General features: G+C 72.1%; 17 protein-coding genes. 6 read left to right on the top strand and 11 right to left on the bottom strand.

Translation table 11 applies throughout. From position 1 onward, the window contains the following. Positions 1-17: 17 nt before the first annotated feature. From FHX81_RS11240 to fabG, 4 genes are read right to left on the bottom strand one after another with little or no spacing between them, the layout of a single operon-like run. Entirely contained in the window at positions 18-1,091 is a 1,074-nt protein-coding gene (locus FHX81_RS11240; protein WP_141977625.1) for an aminomethyl transferase family protein, read from the bottom strand. 7 nt (positions 1,092-1,098) lie between these two features. Further along, a complete protein-coding gene (gene fabZ / locus FHX81_RS11245) occupies positions 1,099-1,578 on the bottom strand; it encodes a 3-hydroxyacyl-ACP dehydratase FabZ (RefSeq protein ID WP_141977627.1) in 480 nt (159 codons plus the stop codon). Then, a complete protein-coding gene (locus FHX81_RS11250) occupies positions 1,575-1,880 on the bottom strand; it encodes an acyl carrier protein (RefSeq protein WP_141977629.1) in 306 nt (101 codons plus the stop codon). Before FHX81_RS11250 ends, fabZ begins: the two co-directional genes overlap by 4 nt. Before the next feature lie 39 nt (positions 1,881-1,919). Then, on the bottom strand, positions 1,920-2,666 hold the full coding sequence (fabG, locus tag FHX81_RS11255) for a 3-oxoacyl-ACP reductase FabG (protein ID WP_141977631.1): 747 nt from the start codon (positions 2,664-2,666) through the stop codon (positions 1,920-1,922). Positions 2,667-2,808: 142 nt separating this feature from the next. Here fabG and FHX81_RS11260 point away from each other — a divergent pair, with 142 nt between their 5' ends. Further along, entirely contained in the window at positions 2,809-4,419 is a 1,611-nt protein-coding gene (locus FHX81_RS11260; protein WP_141977633.1) for an FAD-dependent monooxygenase, read from the top strand. Positions 4,420-4,476: 57 nt separating this feature from the next. Here FHX81_RS11260 and FHX81_RS11265 read toward each other — a convergent pair whose 3' ends face one another. Both FHX81_RS11265 and FHX81_RS11270 read right to left on the bottom strand, forming a co-directional pair. Continuing rightward, complete coding sequence (locus FHX81_RS11265; protein ID WP_141977635.1) at positions 4,477-5,952, bottom strand: AfsR/SARP family transcriptional regulator; 1,476 nt, start codon at positions 5,950-5,952, stop codon at positions 4,477-4,479. After that, positions 5,949-7,169: a macrolide family glycosyltransferase gene (locus tag FHX81_RS11270; RefSeq protein WP_141977637.1), complete on the bottom strand. Its 1,221-nt coding sequence runs from the start codon at positions 7,167-7,169 to the stop codon at positions 5,949-5,951. The genes FHX81_RS11265 and FHX81_RS11270 overlap by 4 nt, the downstream gene beginning before the upstream one ends. Before the next feature lie 258 nt (positions 7,170-7,427). On the opposite strand from FHX81_RS11270, the gene FHX81_RS11275 reads away from it, so the two are divergent. Further along, positions 7,428-8,537 (top strand): DegT/DnrJ/EryC1/StrS family aminotransferase, encoded by a 1,110-nt coding sequence (locus FHX81_RS11275; RefSeq protein WP_141983883.1) that lies wholly within the window; start codon positions 7,428-7,430, stop codon positions 8,535-8,537. A 30-nt stretch (positions 8,538-8,567) separates the two neighbouring features. On the opposite strand, the gene FHX81_RS11280 is transcribed toward FHX81_RS11275, so the two are convergent. From FHX81_RS11280 to FHX81_RS11300, 5 genes are all read right to left on the bottom strand, one after another. Further along, entirely contained in the window at positions 8,568-9,962 is a 1,395-nt protein-coding gene (locus tag FHX81_RS11280; protein ID WP_342787189.1) for an NDP-hexose 2,3-dehydratase family protein, read from the bottom strand. Between the two features lie 19 nt (positions 9,963-9,981). Then, positions 9,982-10,548, bottom strand: coding sequence for a dTDP-4-dehydrorhamnose 3,5-epimerase family protein (locus FHX81_RS11285; RefSeq protein WP_141977639.1), 567 nt, complete (start codon positions 10,546-10,548; stop codon positions 9,982-9,984). Between the two features lie 74 nt (positions 10,549-10,622). After that, positions 10,623-11,594, bottom strand: coding sequence for an NAD-dependent epimerase/dehydratase family protein (locus FHX81_RS11290; RefSeq protein ID WP_246107758.1), 972 nt, complete (start codon positions 11,592-11,594; stop codon positions 10,623-10,625). Positions 11,595-11,596: 2 nt separating this feature from the next. Further along, positions 11,597-12,823, bottom strand: coding sequence for a class I SAM-dependent methyltransferase (locus FHX81_RS11295; protein ID WP_141977644.1), 1,227 nt, complete (start codon positions 12,821-12,823; stop codon positions 11,597-11,599). 33 nt (positions 12,824-12,856) lie between these two features. Further along, on the bottom strand, positions 12,857-15,586 hold the full coding sequence (locus FHX81_RS11300; RefSeq protein ID WP_246108244.1) for an ATP-binding protein: 2,730 nt from the start codon (positions 15,584-15,586) through the stop codon (positions 12,857-12,859). Positions 15,587-16,735: 1,149 nt separating this feature from the next. Here FHX81_RS11300 and FHX81_RS42600 point away from each other — a divergent pair. From FHX81_RS42600 to FHX81_RS11320, 4 genes are all read left to right on the top strand, one after another. After that, positions 16,736-16,858 carry a hypothetical protein gene (locus FHX81_RS42600; RefSeq protein WP_281291730.1) on the top strand — a complete coding sequence of 41 codons (123 nt, stop codon included), beginning with the start codon at positions 16,736-16,738 and terminating at the stop codon, positions 16,856-16,858. 290 nt (positions 16,859-17,148) lie between these two features. Further along, positions 17,149-17,418, top strand: a complete 270-nt coding sequence (locus FHX81_RS11310; RefSeq protein WP_141977648.1) for a GlsB/YeaQ/YmgE family stress response membrane protein — start codon at positions 17,149-17,151, stop codon at positions 17,416-17,418. Positions 17,419-17,677: 259 nt separating this feature from the next. Continuing rightward, a complete protein-coding gene (locus FHX81_RS11315; RefSeq protein WP_141983886.1) occupies positions 17,678-18,727 on the top strand; it encodes a sporulation protein in 1,050 nt (349 codons plus the stop codon). Positions 18,728-18,882: 155 nt separating this feature from the next. Continuing rightward, positions 18,883-20,181, top strand: coding sequence for an alpha/beta hydrolase (locus FHX81_RS11320; protein ID WP_141977650.1), 1,299 nt, complete (start codon positions 18,883-18,885; stop codon positions 20,179-20,181). Positions 20,182-20,201: the final 20 nt, after the last annotated feature.

Consider the following 20,201-nt stretch of genomic DNA (forward strand, 5'->3'; position numbering starts at 1 on the left):
CCACCCGGGTGACCAGATCAGATGATCGGGGTGCTCCAGCTCTTGGGCGTGACGTACGGGCTGGTCAGCGTGGTGACCTCGGTGTCGCCGACGGTGAGCTTGAGCCCGGCGGCGGCCAGGTCCGGCGGCAGCCGCAGCAGGCCGAGGGCGGACTTCAGCCCGACGCTGTGCACCGCGTGCACGACCTCGCCGATCGTCTCCCCGCCCACGGTGACCGGCGTGCCCGGCGCGGGAACCTCGGTGCCGCCGGAGAAACCGACCGTGCGGCGCTCGGCCGTGCCCTCGAAGGCGGCCACCACCGCGTCACGCCCGACGAACTCGTCCTTGGTGATGTCCACGAGCCAGCCCGCGCCCATCTCCAGCACGTCGACGCCCCCGCCCGCCTCGTGGCGCACGACCGGCTGCCGCACTTCCAGCATCGCCAGCTCCACGGCCTCCTGGCCGGCGGGCACGGTCTGCTCCAGGGCCTTGGTCCACAGCCGCTCGGCCGATTCGCGCGGCACCAGCACCTTGTAGCCGTACTCGCCCGTCACGCCCGTGCGGGCGAAGACGATGTCCACGCCGTCCCACTGGGTGTCCACGACGGACTCGAACGGCAGCGCGGCCAGCTCGCCGTCGATCAGCCGGCCGACCACACCCCACGCGTACGGGCCCTCCAGGCCGAAGAGCGCGTGCTCGGCGGTGCGGTCGGTGATCTCCACGCCGGGCTCGGCGTGCGCGCGCAGGTGCTCCAGCAGCCGGGTGCCCGCGCCGGTGGAGGACTCCAGCAGCAGGCCGTCCTCCCGGCCCCACACCACGACCTGGTCCACGACGGTGCCGTCCTCGGCGAGCACCAGGCTCGTCATGCAGCGCTCGGCGGTCAGGTACTCCACGTCGCGCGCCAGCACCTTCTGCGCGAAGTCGGTGGCGCCGCCGCCGGACAGCTCGATGATCCGCTCGCCGGACAGGTCCAGCAGGGCGGCCCGCTCCCGGATCGCCTCGTACTCGGCGTCGAGCGTGCTGAACCGCAGCGCGACCTCGGCGTCCAGGACGGTGCCGTACACGGCGCCGTCGGGGTGCGCGGCCTTCACCGGCGACGTCAGGGATTCCATTGTCGTGTCAAACCTTTCCGGTAGGGCTGGTGGCTGCCGGGTCCGCGATGGTGATGGTGCCCTCGGCGGCGACCTGGCCGTCGACCCTGGCGCTCACCTTGAACTCGCTGAAGCCTCGGCCCCCCGCCGTGCGGTCGGCGGTGAGGACGAGCTGGTCCCCCGGCACGATGGGACGGCGGAACCGCATCGCCCGCACGCCCGCGAGGTAGCCGATCGGCCCCGCGCCGGCGAGGGCGAACACCACGCCGGCCAGCTGGGCCATCGCCTCGACGACGATCACGCCCGGAAGCACGGCCGCGGTCGGGAAGTGCCCCTGGAACCACATCTCCGTGGCGGCGACGTTCTTGATCCCGACCGCGCCGACGCCCGGCTCGACCTTCTCGACCCGGTCGATCAGCAGGAAGGGCCAGCGGTGCGGCAGGACCTCCCGGAGCTGGTCGTTGCTCAGCGACGTCCCCGCCCGCACGGGCTCCCGGGTGGTCGTCATGCCGAACCGGTCGGCGCCTGCTCGACGAGGGCCGGGTTCACGTGGTCGGCCAGGCGCGACACCGAACCGAACACCGACATGTCGCTGTCGTAGAGGGCGACGCCGAACTCGGCCTCGATCGCCACGTACAGCTCCAGCACGTCGAGGCTGTCCAACTCCAGGCCGCGCCCGAACAGCGGCTGGTCGTCGGTGATCCACGCGGGCTCGATCGGCAGGTCGAGCCGCGAAACGATCATCTTCTTGATCTGGGCGCACGTGTCGTGCCGGGCGGCCGCCGTGGCGCGCAGTTCGTCGAGGTTCACGCTTGTCCTTCCGTCCGCTGGGTGGTCCGGCTCGATGGGTCAGCCGAGGCCGCCGCCGTTGGCGACGAACGTCTCGCTGGTGATGTAGGAAGCCTTGTCCGAGGCCAGGAACGTGACCAGGTTCGCGATCTCCTCGGGTCGGCCCATGCGACCGAGCCGGATGCGCGAGGCGTAGCCGTCGCGCAGCTTCGCGGGGATGACCTTGGTCATGTCGGTCTCGACGAACCCCGGCGCCACCACGTTGACGCGCACGCCGTGCGGCGCGGCCTCGTAGGACAGCGCCTTGGTGAACGCGATGATCGCGCCCTTGGACGCGACGTAGTTCGTCTGCCCGGGGAAGCCGCCGTCCAGGCCGCTCGCGGAGCTGAGGGTCACGATCGCGCCGCGCCGCTGGTGCTGCATGATGCGCATCGCCTCGCGGCAGGCCAGGAACGTGCCGTGCACGTTGATGTCCAACGTCTCGCGGAACGTGGCGCTGCTCATCGCGACCAGGTGCCGGTCGCGGGTCACGCCCGCGCTGGTGACCAGCACGTCGAGCCTGCCGTGCTCGGAGCGCACGGAGCGGAACAGCTCGCGCACCGCGTCCTCGTCGGTCACGTCGGCCCGCACCGCGCTCGCGCTGCCACCGCTCCGCTCGACCTGCGCGACCAGTTCCTTGGCCTGTTCCTCCGAGCGCGAGTAGTTGACCACGACGTGCACGCCGTGGGCCGCCAGGTCGACCACGACGGCCCGCCCGATCCCGCGCGATCCGCCGGTGACCACGGCGACCGATCCTTCGGCGAACATGGCGCCTCCCCACGTTGTCCAAGGCTTGCCCGCTGCGCACGCCGTCGTTCGCCACAAAGCTACTGACCTGCGACTTCAGTGCTCTATCACTTCGATATCCGTCTCCTTGACGTCCCCGCGGCGGTGTCGCAGGCTCATGCACATGGCTGATCTCGAGGTCGACGTCCTGATCGTGGGTGGTGGCCCGGTCGGCCTCGCCGCGTCGATCGAGTGCTCCCGGCACGGGCTGACGTCGTTGCTGGTGGAGCGGCACGCCGGGACGTCGATCTTCCCCAAGGCACGCCTGGTGTCCACCCGCACGATGGAGCTGGTGAGGTCGTGGGGGCTGGCCGCGGAGGTGGAGCGCGTCGGCCTGCCGCGCGAGGACAGCCTGGCCGTCGGCGTCGGCTCCTCGCTGACCGCGGACGACTTCCACCGCGAGGTCGCCCCCGTCGCCGAGGACGCGCCGCACAGCCCCACGTACACCTACATCTGCGCGCAGGACAAGTTCGAGGTGGTCCTGCGCGGCCTGGCCGAGAGCCTGCCCGGCGCGGACGTCAGGTTCTCCACCACGCTCACGTCCTTGGAGCAGGACGGGTCCGGTGTGGACGCGGTGATCGAGTCGGCGTCCGGCCGCGCCGGCGTCCGCGCCCGCTACGCCATCGCGGCCGACGGCGGGCGCAGCACCGTGCGCGACCGGCTCGGCATCGGCGTCGAGGGCCCGCCACCGCTCGGGCACATGATCAGCATCATGTTCGACGCCGACCTGGTGCCGCTGCTGACCGATCGGATGTGCGCGCTGTACTTCATCCGCAGCGCGATCCCCTGCGCGGTGGAGGCGGTGGACAACCAGCGGCGCTGGATCATCCAGACCGGCTACGACCCGGACGAGGGCGGCAGCGAAGTCGACTTCACGCCCGAGTTCTGCGTGCGGGTGGTGCGCGAGGCCGTCGGCGTGCCGGACCTGGACGTCGAGCTGGTCGGCGTGATGCCGTGGCTGCAACAGGCGGTGACCGCGACGAGCTTCCGCTCGGGTCGGGTGTTCCTCGCGGGCGACTCGGCGCACGTGTCGACGCCCCAGGGCGGGTTCGGGATGAACTGCGGCATCCAGGACGCGCACAACCTGGTGTGGAAGCTGGCCGCGGTGCTGGCGGGCACGGCCGGCGAGGCCCTGCTCGACACCTACGACGCCGAGCGCCACCCGATCGGCGAGCGCACCGTCGGCGAGAGCCTGGCCAACGCCTTCATCACGTTCCGGATGATGGAGGGCGAGCTGTCCATGAAGGAGGCCATCGCGCAGCAGGCGGGCCGGCGCAGCTGCGAGGGCCTGATCCTCGGCTTCCACTACGACTCGGCCGCCGTCGTGCCGGACGGCACCGACGCCCCGGCGGTCGAGGATCCCTACCGGACGTACGTCCCCACCGCGAGACCGGGCCACCGCGCGCCGCACGTGCCGCTGACCCGTGGCGCGGACACTTCGTCCACTCTGGACCTGTTCGGTGCGGGTTTCGTCCTGCTCACCCCGGCGGGCAGCGGCTGGGCGCAGGTCGCGAAGGAGGTCGGCGCCCGAACGGGCGCGGCGATCACGGCGGTCGAGGTGTCGGCCGACGGTTCGACCGAGGTCGTGTCGCCCGTGTGGGCCTCGGCCTACGGCGTGGGTGAGCTGGGCGCGGTGCTGGTGCGGCCGGATGGCCACGTGGCGTGGCGCAGCACGGCTGCCGCGTCGGCGGACGCGCTGTCGGCGGCGGTCGACACGGTCCTGGCACGTGGTTGACAGGCCCGGCACGGCGTGCACGGCTCAAGCGGAAACCCGGCCGAGCGGGCACGCCGGTCAAGCGGGCACGCCGGTCAGCCATCGACGGTCCGGGCGGTGCGGTGCGGCCCGGACGCCCGCCGCAGCGCGGCGCAGCGGCAGGGGGAAGCCGTCGGCCGAGCAGACGATCCTGCTCGCCTCGCCGCGCTCCTCGGCCACCCAGTCGTGCCCGAGCAGCATGGTCAGCAGCTCCCACGACTCCTCCGGCCTCAGCGGTTCCAGGAACGCCCGGTGCGCGCCGTGGCGGGCGACCAGCTCGTCCATCGGGTACCGGCTGGTGACGATGACCCGGGTGTGCGCGCCGCTGGGCAGCAGCGGCCGGACCTGGGCGTGGTCCACCGCACCGTCCAGCACCACCAGGACGCGCTTGCGCGACACCGTGCTGCGGTACGACGCGACCTTCTCGCCCAGGTCTTCCGGGATGGACGCCGCGGGCACGCCGAGCGCCCGCAGGAACCGGTCCAGCAGCACGGCCGGCGGCACCGGGCGATCGAAGTCGTCCACCAGGTCGGCGTGCAGCTGCCCGTCCGGGAACCAGTCCAGGCGGTGGTGCGCCCAGCGCAGCGCCAGCGCCGTCTTGCCCACCTCACCGGGACCGGACAGCACGACCGCGCCGCACACGTCCGGGCCGGTCGCGAGGGCGGCGTCCAGCTCTGCCAGCTCAGCCGTCCGACCGGCGAACGGCAGCACCTGGCGCGGCAACTGGGACGGCGCCACCGCCGGCGCCTCGGCACGGGCCGGTGCCAGCAGCGCCGGCGCGTCGCGCAGGATCTGCTCGTGCAGCTCGCGCAGCTCCGGACCGGGCTCCAAGCCGATCTGCTCGACCAGCACCCGCCGCGCGTCCTGGTAGGTGCGCAGCGCGTCGGCCCGCCGACCCGACCGGTACTGGGCCAGCATCAGCTGTGCCCGCGCCCGCTCGCGCAGCGGGTGCTCCGCCACCACGGCCGCCAGGTCCTTGGCGACCCGGTGGTGCAGCCCGAGCCGCAGCTCCAGCTCGGCGCACGCCTCCACCGCGTCCAACCGCGCGGACTGCAACGACACCGCTTCCGCGCGCAGTCCGGGCAGGTCCTCGAACGGCACACCGCGCCACAACCCCAGCGCCTCGCGGTACAACGCCACCGCGCCCGCCGCGTCACCGCCCGCCGCGCGCGGTCGGGCCCGGCCGACGAGTGCGTTGAACCGCAGCCAGTCCACGGCGTCCCCGTCCAGCCGCGCCACGTAGCCGGGGCTCGCGGTGCCGATGGCGCGACCCGACTCGCCGAGGGCCCGCCGCAGCCGCGACACGCAGATCGCGATCTGGCCGCGCGCGCTGGCCGGCGGGTCTCCGTGCCACACCGCCTCGATGAGCCGGTCCACGCTGACCACGCGATTGGCGTCGAACAGCAACCGCGCCAGCACCGCCCGCTCGCGGGGGCCGCCCACCCGCTTCTCCACGCCTTCGCGCAGGACCCGGATCGGGCCGAGTACGCCGAACTCGGTCGCAGCGGTGGTCAACGCGACCGCGCCAGGTGCCGCTCGACCTCGTCGGCGGCGCGCACCGTGCCGCCCGATTCCGCGACGGCCTTGCGCATCAGCTCCGACCGGGCCGCGGTCTCCTCGTCGCCCAGCACCGACCTGATCGCGTCGACCAGCGCCGCGGGCGTGAGGTCGGCGGGGTCGAGCACGGTGCCGAGTCCCAGGTCGCGGACCCGCCACCCGGTGGGCCGGTCGAGCGCGGAACCCGGCACGCACACCATCGGCGTGCCCGACCGCAGCGCCTCCATCACGGTGCCCATGCCGGCGTGGGTGACGCACAGGGACGCGTGCTCCAGCACGGCCACGTGCGGCACGAAGTCGTGCACCTCGACGTTGGGCGGCAGGTCGCCGAGCGAGGCGCGGTCCACCCCGCCGCCGGTGGTCATCACCGCGTGCCAGGGTCGGCCGCGGAACGCCTCGACGCACGTGCGGAAGAAACCCTCGTCCTGGTTGAACACCGCACCGAGCGACACCAGCACCACCGGCAGGCCGTCGGCGGGTGGCGTCCACGTGCCGAGGAAGCTGCGGTCGCCGACGCACGGCCCGACGAACGCGAACCGCTCGTCGAAGGTCCCACCCGCGTACTGGAACTCGCGCGGCACGGTGACCAGGCTCAACGGCGGCACCTCGAACCACACCTCGTGCGGCGCGGCGGCCACCCCGTAGCGGGCGCAGAGCGCGCCGATGCGCGCCATCGTGGCGCCGACCCACTCGGGCATCTCCTTCGGCCGCTGCGCCGCGGGCCGCTCGGCGGCGTCGGACTCGGGGTTGTACATGGCGTTGAGGAAGGAGAAGTGCTCGTTGGACGCGAACACCGGGATCACCTGCGCGGCGGGCAGGTCCCAGTGCCGGGCGAGCACCCGGGCCGCGTAGAGCACCGAGGTGTCGTAGACCAGGCAGTCCGGCCGGTCGTCGTCCAGCTCGGCCGTCGCGGTGGCGAGCATGGCCTCGCTCTCGTCGAGCAGCACGCCCATCAGGTAGCCGGGATCGTTGGCCACGAGGGCGAAATCGGCGTCGCGGTACCGGGACGGGTAGGTCACGACGGTGGCGCCGGCCTCGGCGACGATCTCCGCCATGCTCGGCGCGGTCAGGTAGGTGACCCGGTGCCCGCGCGCGGCCAGTTCGGTGACCACCGCGAGGTTCGGGATGACGTGTCCGTGGTCCGGGTGGCACATGAACAGGAAATGCCGCGACATTCGTCGTCCTCGCCCCAATGGATGTGCTGGAATCCGGCGACCCCGCCGGGAGCGTGGCCACCGTAAAGCGCCCGGAAGCGGCCTGGACACCCCTATCCCCCCTATTCACCCGAGGCTCGGGCAGCGCGCGAACGGACCAGTGGCCGTTCACCCCTGTGGCCCGCGCCGCCCACCCTGACCTGCAGGTTAGGGGTTACCCCCTAGCCGGGAGCCGGACCTAGGCTGGACGGGATGCCGACCACCGCGAAAGGGCTGCCGATGGCCACGCTCGTCTGGGACTACTCGCGCGAATACGAATCGGAGCGCAAGGACATACTCGACGCGGTCGAGACCGTGTTCTCCTCCGGCAGGCTCGTGCTCGGGCCGAGCGTGTCGTCCTTCGAGGCGGAGTTCGCCGACTACCACGGCGTCGCCCATTGCGTCGGCGTGGACAACGGCACGAACGCGATCCGACTGGCCCTCCAGGCGCTCGGCGTCGGCCGCGGCGACGAGGTGGTCACGGTGTCCAACACCGCCGCGCCGACCGTGCTGGCGATCGACGCCGTCGGCGCCACGCCGGTGTTCGTCGACGTGGACCCGGACACCTACCTGATGGACGTCGCTCAGGTCGATTCGGTGATCACACCGCGGACCAAGGCCCTGCTGCCCGTGCACCTGTACGGCCAGTGCGTGGACATGGAACCGCTGCGGGCGCTGGCACGGCGGCACGGCCTGCTGGTGCTGGAGGACTGCGCCCAGGCGCACGGTGCGCGCCACCACGGCCGGGTGGCCGGGTCGATGGGTGACGCTGCCGCGTTCTCGTTCTACCCCACCAAGGTGCTCGGCGCCTACGGCGACGGCGGCGCGACGATCACCAACGACCCGGTGGTGGACGCGAACCTGCGCCGTCACCGCTACTACGGCATGGAGAAGACCTACTACGTCGTGGAGACGCCCGGCCACAACTGCCGGCTCGACGAGGTGCAGGCGGAGATCCTGCGCCGCAAGCTCGTCCGCCTGGACGACTACGTCGCGGCGCGGCAGGCGGTGGCCGCGCGGTACGCGGAGGCGTTGGCGGACACCGACCTGGTGCTGCCGACGACCGCACCGGGCAACACGCACGTGCACTACGTCCACGTGGTGCGCCACCCCCGGCGCGACGACATCCTCGAACGCCTGAAGGCGCACGACATCCACCTGAACATCAGCTACCCGTGGCCGGTGCACACCATGACCGGGTTCGCGCACCTGGGCTACGCCGAGGGCAGCCTGCCGGTGACCGAACGGGTGGCCGGCGAGATCTTCTCGCTGCCGATGTACCCGTCACTGCCCCAGGACACGCAGGAGCACGTCGTGGACGCGCTCAAGCAGGTGCTGGCGACGCTGTGACCGGGCCCGGGGCGGGCGGCGACGCCCGCCTCACCCGCGCGGGACGAGGCTGCGCAGGCACAGCAGCAGGCTGCGGGCCTGGATGTTGACGTAGAAGCTGTGCTTGAGCAGCTCTTCGTACTGGTGCAGGGTCAGCCACCGGTACTCGGGGTCGTCCGGTGCGACGTCGGCGTCGGTCTCCACGACCAGGTACCGGTTGCGCGCGCCGAGGAACCGACCGCCCTCCTCGGACAGCACGGCGTCGAAGCGGATCCTGGTCGAGCCGAGCACGTCGTCGAGGAACCGGGGCCGCACCGGCAGGTGGTCGTGCGCCTCCGGCACGCACTGCACGGTGGGCGCGAGCTCGGTCACGTCGGCGTAGCCGGCCTCGGTGCGCGCGTGGGTGAGCACGTGCAGCACACCACCGATCTGCTTGACCAGGAACGCGATCACGCCCGTGCCGCGTGGTTCGATCATCGGCTGGGACCAGGAGCCGACCTCACGCCCGCCTGCCCGCACGTCCACGCCCACGACGGTGAAGAACCCGCCGCCGCGGTGCGCGATGACGCCGTTCTCGCGGGTCCAGTCCGGCAGCCCGGACAACGGGCCGAGGGCCACCCGGAGGTCGGTGCGCGTGCGGACCTCGGTGATCCAGCTCAGCACGTCCCCGATGGTGTGCACGCCGGGAGTGGCCGGGTCGGCGGAACGGACCAGGGCTTCGCTGAACGGGTCGGTCGCCGCGCGGGTCAGGGCCGCACCGCCGCCGGGCAGGCAGGCCAGCACCGTGCGGGCGTCCATGTTCACCAGGTCCGGCACGGTCATCAGGCCGGCGATCTCGCCGAGGGTGAACCAGCGGAACCCCTCGCGCACCTCGACCTCGCCGTCGACCTCGACGACCATGTTGCGGTTGCGCTTGCGGTAGAACCACGCGCCCTGCTCGGACTGCCGGATGTCCACCAGGACCCGGTGGCCGGAGGTGTCGCGGAAGTGCTCCAGGTACGGGATGGGCTTGCCCTGGTGCACGCGGGTGTAGTTGCTGCGGGTGGCCTGCACGGTCGGCGACAGCTGCAGGCCGTTGGGGTTGCCGGGCTCGTGCTTGGCCTGCATGAGGCAGTGCAGCACGCCGTCGATCTCGCGCACCAGGATGCCGAGGATGCCGATCTCCGGCTGGTTGATGATCGGCTGGGACCACCGCGGCACCGGTGCGCCGGGCAGCTCGACGGACAGCGACTCGACGCTGAAGAACCGGCCGGTGTGGTGGCGCAGGTTGCCGGTGCCCGGTTCGGTCAGCCAGCCCGCGAGGCCGTCGAGCGGCACGCGTTCGACGTGCATCCAGCTGCGCTCGGCGGTGCGGGCGAGCCAGGCGTGCACGGCGTCGGCGTCACGGGCGGCGAGCATCGACTCGGCCAGGCGCACCTGGGTGGGACGACGGGTGGGCGCGGTCACCTGGTGTGCTCTCCTCGGCTCAGGCGGCGTGTGCCGGCAGCAGTCCGGTGCTCCGCGCGAGGGCCAGGCCCGGCGCGGCGCGGTCGCGTTCGGACAGCACGACGTCGGCCGGCACGGGCAGCGCCAGGTCCGGGTCCAGCAGGGACACCGCCAGCTCGTCGGCGGGTTCGTAGGTGCGGGACAGCAAGTAGTGCACGGTGGAGTGGTCGTCCAGGGCGACGAACGCGTGGCCGAGCCCCGGTGGGAGGTAGACGGCGCGGAAGTCGTCGCCCGCGAGCTCGACGGAGTCCCACTCGCCGAACGTCGGCGAGCCGACCCGCAGGTCCACCACGATGTCCAGCACCCGCCCGCGCGAGCAGGTCACGTACTTCGCGCAACCCGGTGCCGTGCGGGCGTAGTGCACGCCGCGGGCGACCCCGCGGCGTGACACGCTGGCACTTGCCTGTGCCACGGTGAACAGCGGCACGCCGACCGCCTCGGCGAACACCTCGTGCTGGAACGGGGAGACGAACAGGCCGCGGTCGTCCGGGAACACCTCGGGCTCGAACTCCCAAGCCCCACCGACCGAGAGTGCGCGGGCTTTCATCGACGACCTCCGTCCCAGGCGGTGATCAGCGTGCAGCGGCCCGGCCCGCGCGGTCAACCAGCTTAGGGGAACCCCTATCCGGGGATAGGGGTACCCGACCGAGGACTGTCTACAGAGGACCGTGCCAGGTGCGCGACGGTCCTCGACACCGCGTCGGCCAGCGGAACCCGGGGCCGCCACCCGGTGGCCAGGGTGAGGGCGGCCGGGTCGGCGACCAGGCTGCGGAAGTCCGAGGCGGTGGCGTGCGGCGGTGGCGACACCGACCGCACCGGCACGGCCGGGCGGCCGGTGTGGTCGGCGACGGTGGCGGCGATGAGCTCGAACAACGCGCGCACCGCCACCCCGGCGCCCGAACCGACGAGCCACGCCCGACCGGCCAGCCGGTCGGCGTGCGCCACGGCCGCCGCGAACGCCTCGGCGACGTCCTCGACGAACACCAGATCGCGTTCCATGTCCCCGGCGCTCCACACGGTCAACGGCTCGCCGGCCAGCGCACGCCGTGCCATCGCGGTCACCACGCCCCGGTCCGGGGAGCCGGTGGAGGGCCCGAAGACGGTGGGCAGCCGCAAGGAGCAGCCGCCCGCGTCGCGCACGAGCCGTTCGGCGGCGCACTTCTGCTGGTCGTACTCCGAATCGGGTCGGTCGGTCTCGGTGCCGTCGATCCGCTCCGGCGCACCCGGCCCCACCTGCGAGGTGGAGCCGGCGAACACGACGGTCCCACGAGCCTCGGCCACCGCCTCGGCGACGATGCCGACGTTGACCCGGGCGGCGTCGTCCGCCCCACCGTCGGCGACCCGCCAACTGCCGCCGCCGGTGAACAGCACCAGCGGCAGCACCACGTCCGCGCCCGCGACCGCGGCGGCGACCGCGCCGGGCTCGGTGAGGTCGGCCGCGACGACCTCGGACGGGAACGACGGCACGCCGGGGTTGCGCGCCACCACTCGCACCCGCGCGCCCTTCGCCGCCAACCGCGCGGACACCGCGGAACCCACGAACCCCGAGCCGCCGAGCACCGCGACGAACGTGCCGGCCAGTGTCCTCGTCACGGTCACACCACGTGGACGTCGGGCACGTACAGGATCCACTTGCCGCCCGCCGCGCGGAACGCCTCCTCCTTGGACATGATCTCCGCGGCGTGGTTCCAGGCGAACAGCAGCGCGTAGCCGGGGTAGGGGTCGGCGAAGGCGGCCGGCGGGCGCACCGGGATGCCCGAGCCGGGCGCCAGCCTGTGCTGCTTGGCGGGCGTGGTGTCGCTGATGAACTCGACCAGGTCCGGTCCGATGCCGCAGAGGTTGGTGACGGTGGCGCTCTTGGCGGTCGCGCCGTAGCCCACGACCCGCTCGCCCTTGGCCTTCAGGTCCTCCAGCAGCGCCCGGAGGTCGGTGCGGATCGCGTGGATCCGGTCGCCGAACCCGCCGAGGACGGCGCGGTCGTGCAGGCCGCGCGCCTCCTCCTCGGCGAGCAGGGCGGCGACGGCCTCGGAACGGGTGCGCGCGCCGGGCAGGGCCAGGGTGTAGCGGACTTCGCCGCCGTGCACCGGCAGGCGTTCGACGTCGACCAGCTCCAAGCCGTGCCGGCGCGCCATGGCGTCCACGGAGGTGGCGCTGAACAGGAAGAAGTGCTCGTCGTAGATCTGGTCGAACGAGGTCTGCTCGACGATGTCGCCGAGGTAGGGGTCCTCGAACACGAACGCCCCGCCGGGCTTGAGCAGCGCCACGATGCCGCGCAGGATCGAGTCCACGTAGGGGATGTGGCAGAACGTGTTCGCGGCGTACACGAGGTCGGCCGGGCCGTCCTGCTCGCAGATGGACAGCGCGGTGGACTCCTCGAAGAAGTCCTTCCGGACCCGCACGCCCGCCTCGGCGGCCAGGTCGGCGACCGCGCCGGACGGTTCCACGCCCAGGTGGCGCACGCCCGCCTTGGCGAGGGTGCGCAACATGGTGCCGTCGTTGCAGCCCAGCTCGACCACGAACGGGTCCTCGCCCGCCAGCTCGGTGCTGAGGAACCGCTCGGCCAGGGAGCGGAAGTGCCCGCGCATCACCGTGGACCCCTGGGAGAGGTAGGGGTAGTCCTCGTGGAACATCTTCTCCCTGGGCACCTCTTCCATCAGCTGCACCATCGCGCAGTCCGCGCACGCGCCCACGGCGAGGCGGTAGGTGAACTCGACGGACGTGTCCTCGGGTTGCCGGAACGCGTCGGACAGCGGCTGGTCACCGAGGTCGACGAACTCGGTGACGGTCCCGGCGCAGACGCGGCAGGTGGACTGGTTGTGCATTGGCGGGCTCTTTCTGCTCAGGTGGTGCGCGGGTCACCCTCGGGCTTCGAAGGCCCGCGGGTCTGCGCCCGTCCGCTGGGACAGGCGGTGCGGCAGGTCCGCCCGACTGCGCATGCCCAGCTTGCGGTAGACCCTCGTGAGGTGCTGCTCGACAGTGCTGACGGTGATGTAGAGGATGCCGCTGATCTCGCGGTTCGTGTGACCCTTCGCGGCGAGTTCGGCCACCCGCAGCTCGGAGTCGCTCAGGGCCGGTCGCCCCTCGCCGGCGTCGCCGCCGCCGTCCTCCCAGTCGACCGGGATGGGCAGGGCACCGGAGTAGGAGGCCTTGGTCTCGGCCGCCGCGACCTGGGACAGCTCGCGCGCCTTGTCGTGCTCCCCCAAGGCGTCGAGGGCTTCGCTGAGGTCGGACAGGGCCCGGGCCAGCTCCACCCGGTCACCCGCCCGTCGCAGGTGCCGCACGGCCTCGTGCAGCAGCTCGGGCCGCTCGGCGAGCTCACCCGCCGCGGCGAGGACCCGCAGCGCCGCGCCGCGGGTGCGGCGGTCGCCCGCGGGCAGCAGCATCTGCTCGTGGATCAGCTCGCGGGCCACCTCCGGGCGGCCGAGGGTGAGGTTGGCCTGGGCGAGGCCGCAGCGCCACGGCGCGAGCACCGGCAGGTCGATGCCCCACTCGCGCATCCGGGTGCCGCAGTTCTGGAAGTCGCTGATGGCGGCGAGCACCCGCCCGGCGGCGAGGTTGCCGTTGCCGCGGGCGTGCAGGTAGCGCAGGCCGGCGGCGGTGGCGAACATGGCGTCGGGCACGCGCAGCCGCATCAGGTCGGCCACCACGCGGTGCCGACCGAGTGCGATGTTGGCCTCCAGCAGCACGGCCAGCGGGTAGCCGATGGACAGGCCCCAGCCCTGGTGCGGCAGCAGGGCGAGTGCCGTCTCGGCGCGTGCGGCGGCCACCACGACCTCCCCGCGGCGCAGCGCGATGTCCGCCCGGACGACCTCCAGGATCGCCTGCCAGGTCACCGCGCCGCCGCGGGTGGCCTCGTCGGCGAGCCGGTCGCACCACCGCTCGGCGCGGTCGGGGTGGCCGCTGTGCACCAGGATCAGCAGGGCGGTGAGCACGACTTCCAGCGACATGTCGCCGAGCTGGCAGCTGCGCAGGATGTGCTCGGCGCTGGCGATCGCGTCGGGGTGGAACTCGGCGGTCCAGAAGGTGCCGACCGCCTGCGCCGCGGCCACCCACGGGTCCGCGTCGGCCACCACGTCGGTGGCCACCGCGGTCGCCGGGCCGAGGCCGTGGAACCACTGGCACACGATCCGCAGCTCGGCCGCGCTCTGCGCGTCCAGCACGCCCGGGTTCTCGTCCAGCACGGCGAGCGCGCGCACGGCCGTGGCCTCGTCCCCGATCCACAGCGCGTGCTGCACGACGGTCATGGCGTCCCGGCCGCGCAGCACGCCCGCCCACATCGCCTCGTGCAGGGGTTCCATGTGCACGACGGCGGCGGCCGGGTTGACCCGCCACAGCGCCCGGACCAGGACGCTGGTGATGCCCAGGCGCTCGTCCCGCTCGACCACGGGCAGCGCGGGTTCGAGGTAGCGCACGGCCGCGGCCACGTCGTCGCCCATGAGCGCCTGCTCGGCGGCGATGCGCAGCACGCCGACCGGCCAGCCGGGCGCGACCCGGTCCGCGGCCACGAGGTGGTCGGCCACCACGGCCGCCGCCGCGCCGCGCTGGTAGAGCAGTTCGGCGGCGCGGGCGTGCAGCCGAACCCGTTCGGCGCCCGGCATGCTGTCCAGGACCGCCGACGCCGCGCCGGGGTGGCGGAAGCCGCCGTCGTGCAGCAGCCCCGCGGCGGTGAGCACGTCGACCGCCTGCTCGACGGCCTCGGGCGTGGTGCCGGCCAGCCGCCCGAGCAGGACCGGGGTGCGCTCCTCGCCGAGCACCGCGATGGCGCGCGCGACCTCGAGCAGCCCGGCGTCCCAGCGGTGCAGGCACTCCAGCACCGCGCGCTTGAACGCGGGACCGACCTGGTCGGGGCCGGTCTCGTGCCCGGCCTCCCGGTCCTCGATCAGGGCGCGGACCAGCATCGGGTTGCCGCCGCTGAGATTGTGCCAGGCAGGGGCGAGTGCGTCGGGGTCGAGCGCCCGGTCACGCAGCAGTTCGGCGATCCCGTCGGCCGACAGCGGTGCGAGCCGGATGCGGCGGTGCGGCCGGCGGGTCAGCTCGGCGTGGAACAGCGGCAGCGTCGGCTGCGGCCGCTGCCACTCGGCGAGCACGACGACCACCCGCCCGGTCCTCATCCGCCGCCGCAGGTAGAGGATGAATTGCAGCGACGAGCTGTCGGCGAATTGCACGTCGTCCACGCACAACACAACCGGGCGTTCTCGCGACAACTCGATCAGGATTTGACACAATTCATGCACGGGTCGCACGTAAGAATGGTGGATGCCCTGCACGTCCGCACCGAAGTCGTCCACGGTGGCGGCAATAGGGGTGATGAGGTGCGAAACGCGGTCCGCAATTTCCGGCGGCAGTCCCGCGCCGTCGAACAGCTGATCGATGATCCCGGCCTGCAGGGGACGCTCGGCAGGCGCGCCGGTCGCGGTCAGCAACAGCGCCCCGGCGGCGGCGGCGTGCCGCTGGAACCGCTGGAGCAGTTCGGTCTTCCCGCTGGCCAGACCGCCGCTGACCAGGGCAAGCCCGCCTGTACCCGCCGAGCAATCGGCGAGCAGGCCGGCCAGTTCGGCGAGCGCATCACCATGGTCCGTCAGCACCAATCGTCCAGTTCCCTCCAGCGCAGCGACCAGTGGTTCTTTCGCTACAGCACCCCCACGGGACGCTTTATAGCACGACTTCCCGACTTGTCCAGGGCCTTCAACGCCACTACCCGGTAACAATGGCGAACCCAGGTTGTCGGGGTGCCGTGAACCCTTCGTAATCGCGCAAGCCGAAATGTGACCGACCCTGTCTCGACCGTGGCGAACGGGTCAACCGGTACGGCCGAACCGTGGAGTGCCGAGCCGCCGGTGCGCGATTTCGGAACGTGCCATAGCACGACCCGACCAAGCCGTCATCGGTTGATCGAACCCCCAGCCGCGACCACGGTCGCACCCCCGTCGCGGACAGGGCACCGAGCCGACGCAGAACGCCACCCTCGTCCCGGCGGCGCGCCGACACCCGATCCGCGACCAAGATCCACGCTGCACTCCACCGCGGCCGACAGCCCACCCGACCCGACGGACGGGACGAAATCGGGTAACCGGTATACCGCCTGAATGGTGAATCGCCCCCAAGAAAAGGGCCATCCGCGGTCCGACACCGCAGAGTCGACACGCGAAAAAAGGGCCAAATCGGACGACCGGCTTCCCGCGGCAGCATCGACGAACACTTCCCTGAACAGCCGACCGCCGCTGAGCACGGGCTGAGGCTCGGACGAGTGCCAACAGCCATACCTGCGGTCCCGCGGACACCCCGTCCCAGTAGCCGCACGCTCGCCGACCCGCCCCACGACCGGGCTTGTCCATCCGGGTTCCGCGGAGCGCGGATGTGTCCGGGTTGGACGATCCGCGCCGACGTCGGCGGTCCGTTGCCGATGTCGGCCGCCGTGCCCTGATGGCCCGGACCCGGTGCCGAGGTCGTGGGGAGGCGTCAACTCCCTCGGCCCCGAACCCAGTTCTTCACCACGGTGCCGGCAAAGCGGCAAGGGGCGACCGGGCTCGTCTTCCGGTCCGACACCCACTCCGGCGTGCCGCCCTACCCGCAGCTCGTCCACCAGGTCCGCCACGCGGCGCTGCCGGGCTTCCTCCACCCCGGCGACCGGCTCCCGCCCACCCGCGAGGTGGTCGAGGAGCCGCGCGCCACTGCCCGCCTTGGTCGACCGACCGTCGACTTCGTCTACCGGGTGGACGCTGGGGGAACAGCAGGTGACCACCGGTCCGGTGCGCTGGGTGTCGTCGAGCCGGATCCAGTCGCGCAGCGTCTCGTGGGTGACCCCGATGTCCTCGGCCACCGACTTGGTCGTCGCGCTCGGCCGGGACCCCGGGTAGTGCTTCATCACCATCCCCCCGGTCACCCGGCGGGGTCGGCTCCAGCCGGACAGCGGGGCGGTTCCAGCCTTCCGGCAGCTGGGACGCTGGGTCGGCACCCGCGACACTCGTGTCATGGCCTTCCGGAAGGCACTTCGGCAGAAGAGGTTCGTCTACCCGGACGATGATGTTCGTTGCTGCGCAGGAAGTTTGTCGAACCACACGAACGATCGTGTTCCGCGCGAGGACGAGTCGAGCCGCCAACACACTCGACCGCGGCCATCGGCCGAAGTGACGCACAAGGAGGCAACGTGGCCATCTCCGGCATCTTCAGCGCTCTCGTCATCGGTTTGACCATCGGCGCACTGGGCCGGCTGGTCGTGCCCGGCAAGCAGCGCATCCCGATCTGGTTGACCATCCTGATCGGGGTCGTCGCCGCGCTGATCGGCACTGCCGCCGCCAACGTGCTCGGCGTGGGCGACACCCGCGGCATCGACTGGATCGAGCTGATCATCCAGGTCGCCCTCGCCGCTGGTGGAGTCAGCCTGGCGACCGGGCTGTACGGCCGCGGGCACCCCTGATCGCACCCGAGCCCGCGCGGTAGGCGTCACCTCCCCCTCGACGACGCCTACCGCGCGACCTGACCGTGGTACTCCGCGTGACTGGCCGCTCGGTGGGGTCGAGCCCAGTCGGGCGGTGGGTCGACCGGGCGGCAGGCAGCCGCGACCAACGCGAACAACCCACATCACCCGGGGTGCGGCACTGTGCGGGCGCGACTCCCTGCGCCTGGACAACGTCGCACCAGAACCGATTTCCCCTATCCGAAGAGGATGTACCGTGATGTTCAGTCGAATGCTGAGCGCCTTCGGCATCGGAGGCCCGTCCGTCGACACCGTGCTGGACTCACCGCACGTCGTGCCCGGCCGGCACATCACCGGACAGGTCCACATCCAGGGCGGCAGCTCGGACGCCGAGATCGACCAGGTCGTGCTGTCGCTGGTCACCCAGGTCGAGGTCGAGCATGGTGGGTTGAGCGGCTTCGGCGGCTTCGGCGGCGATGACGAGAACGAAGGGACCGCCGAGTTCTTCCGGATGGTCGTGCAGCAGGGGCTGCGGGTGCCGGCGGGCCGACTGGTCTCGATCCCGTTCCAGTTGCCGGTGCCGTGGGAGACGCCGATCACCGCGGTCGGTGGTGCGGCTCTGCCTGGGTCGAGCGTGGGTGTGCGCACCGAATTGCTCGTCGCGGGCGCACCCGACAAGGGGGACTTCGACCCGGTCCTGGTCGCTCCACTGCCCGTGCAGAACAAGGTGCTGGACGCGTTCGGCCGGCTCGGTTTCTCCTTCCGGGGCACCCACGTGGAGGCCGGGCGGCTACCCGGTGTCCCGCACGAGTTCGGTTTCCACCAGAAGCTCGGGTTCTCGCCGCCGGCGCAGTTCGCGGACAGGGTGGACCAGGTCGAGTCGACCTTCGTGGCCAATGCGGACGAGCTGCACGTCATCCTGGAAGCCGACCGACGCCGCGGCGGATTCCCGTCCGGTGGCGGCACGTCCGGCCACCTTCGGCTCTCCCACCAGGAAGCACAGGTCACCGACTGCGCCGCCGCCATCAGCGGCCGGCTCGCGCACGTCGCCGAGCGCGGCCGGCCGAACCCCGCTTTCGGCGGTGCTGCGCACAACCCGGCGTTCGGCGGCCAGGCCGGTTACGGCGGGCAGCCTGGTTGCGGTGGTCGCGGCCACGACCACGACGACTACGACCCCCGGAGTCGGCGTCGTGGTTCGGGCATGGGAAGCATGCTCGCCGCCGGTGCGGCTGGTGCCGCGAGCGGCGTGCTCGGCGGCATGGCGATCAACAGCGTGGCCGGGGAGCTCTTCGGCGACGACGAAGGATGACCGCACTCGCAACGAGGCCCGCGTGACAGGCGTCTTCTCCCCTCGGGACGCCTGTCACGCACCTTCCTGAGTGAGCGGACCACTTCCCCCTGCGGGAGGGATGTCCGGTCAGGACTCACCCGCCGGAGTGAACCCGAGGACTCGCTGAAGAACGGATGCTCAGCCCATTGGACCTGTCGCTGATCAACGGGCCGATCCCCGTTGTCGCCACTGCCGCCGGCGTGCTCGCGCTGGTCACTCTGGCGGCCCGCAGGAACCGGACGTGGTGGACCCGGACTGTGCCGGTCATGATGCTGGTGATCACCGCCGTGACGGCCGGTCTGAAGCTCGTGGTCGACCACGTGTGGAAGCCGTGGCCTGAGCCGCTTCCACCGATCCTGGCCGTCTGGACGGGCGCGGTGCTGCTCGCGGTCTGCCTGGCGGTCGCACGGCTGCGGGCCGAGCGGTGGTACCGGCGGGTGCTGATCGTGGTGCTGGTGCTGATCGTGATGGCGAGCTCGTTCACGGCGGCGAACGCGCACTTCGGCTCCTACCCCACCTCACGCGCGGTGCTCGAGGTGTTCACGAACAACCGAGTCGACCTGGACGTGGCCGCCGGACCGGCGTCGAGCGTGGTCGAGGTACCGAAGGGCGGCAAGCTCGCCGACGTCTGGCGAGAACCCGCCGACCTGCCCCGGAAGGGGACCGTGTCGGAGGCGACGATCCCCGGTGCGTTCCACGCGCGGCCGGCGTGGATCTACCTTCCGCCCGCCTACGCCGCGACGCCCCGCCCGCGGTTGCCGGTCGTCGTGCTGCTCCCAGGGCAACCCGGTTCGCCTCGCGATTGGTTCGACGCGGGTCGGCTCACCGACCGACTGGACGCGTTCGCCCGCGAGCACGACGGGCTGGCACCGATCGTGGTGGTGGCCGATCAACTCGGCGCGCGGATGGCGAACCCGCTGTGCCTGGACTCGCGGCTGGGGCAGTCGGAGACGTACCTGGCCCGTGAGGTGCCCGCGTGGATCAAACGCCGGCTCACCGTCGACGAGCGGCGTGAGGCCTGGACCATCGCCGGGTTCTCCCAAGGTGGCACGTGCGCGCTTCAGCTCGCCGTACGTGCGCCTGACGTGTACGGGAACTTCCTCGACATCACCGGGCAGCGCGAGCCGTCGCTCGGTTCCCGTTCCGAGACGGTCAAGGCCGCGTTCGACGGCGACGAAGCGGTGTTCGCGCGCGTCAACCCGATGGACATCCTCGTCCGCGAACGGTTCCCGCAGACGGCCGGCGTCATCGTCGCGGGCCGGGACGACGTGCACTACCGCCAGGCGAACGCCGAGGTGTTCGAGGCCTGCCGCAGGGCCGGTATGGACGTGCGGTGGAGAGAACTCCCGGGCGGGCACGACTGGAACGTGTGGCGACCGGGCCTCTACGAGTCCCTGCCGTGGCTCGCCGCGCGAACGGGCTTGAGCAGGTGACCGCGGCAACCACCGGGGAA

Origin of the sequence: Saccharothrix saharensis (assembly GCF_006716745.1) — a bacterium.
GTDB lineage: Bacteria > Actinomycetota > Actinomycetes > Mycobacteriales > Pseudonocardiaceae > Actinosynnema > Actinosynnema saharense.

Bases quoted from the DNA above. Each gene is read 5' to 3' on its own strand.
- FHX81_RS11240 (WP_141977625.1), bottom strand. From the start codon at position 1,091: ATGGAATCCCTGACGTCGCCGGTGAAGGCCGCGCACCCCGACGGCGCC.
- fabZ (WP_141977627.1), bottom strand. From the start codon at position 1,578: ATGACGACCACCCGGGAGCCCGTGCGGGCGGGGACGTCGCTGAGCAAC.
- fabG (WP_141977631.1), bottom strand. From the start codon at position 2,666: ATGTTCGCCGAAGGATCGGTCGCCGTGGTCACCGGCGGATCGCGCGGG.
- FHX81_RS11260 (WP_141977633.1), top strand. From the start codon at position 2,809: ATGGCTGATCTCGAGGTCGACGTCCTGATCGTGGGTGGTGGCCCGGTC.
- FHX81_RS11270 (WP_141977637.1), bottom strand. From the start codon at position 7,169: ATGTCGCGGCATTTCCTGTTCATGTGCCACCCGGACCACGGACACGTC.
- FHX81_RS11275 (WP_141983883.1), top strand. From the start codon at position 7,428: ATGGCCACGCTCGTCTGGGACTACTCGCGCGAATACGAATCGGAGCGC.
- FHX81_RS11285 (WP_141977639.1), bottom strand. From the start codon at position 10,548: ATGAAAGCCCGCGCACTCTCGGTCGGTGGGGCTTGGGAGTTCGAGCCC.
- FHX81_RS11295 (WP_141977644.1), bottom strand. From the start codon at position 12,823: ATGCACAACCAGTCCACCTGCCGCGTCTGCGCCGGGACCGTCACCGAG.
- FHX81_RS11315 (WP_141983886.1), top strand. From the start codon at position 17,678: ATGTTCAGTCGAATGCTGAGCGCCTTCGGCATCGGAGGCCCGTCCGTC.
- FHX81_RS11320 (WP_141977650.1), top strand. From the start codon at position 18,883: ATGCTCAGCCCATTGGACCTGTCGCTGATCAACGGGCCGATCCCCGTT.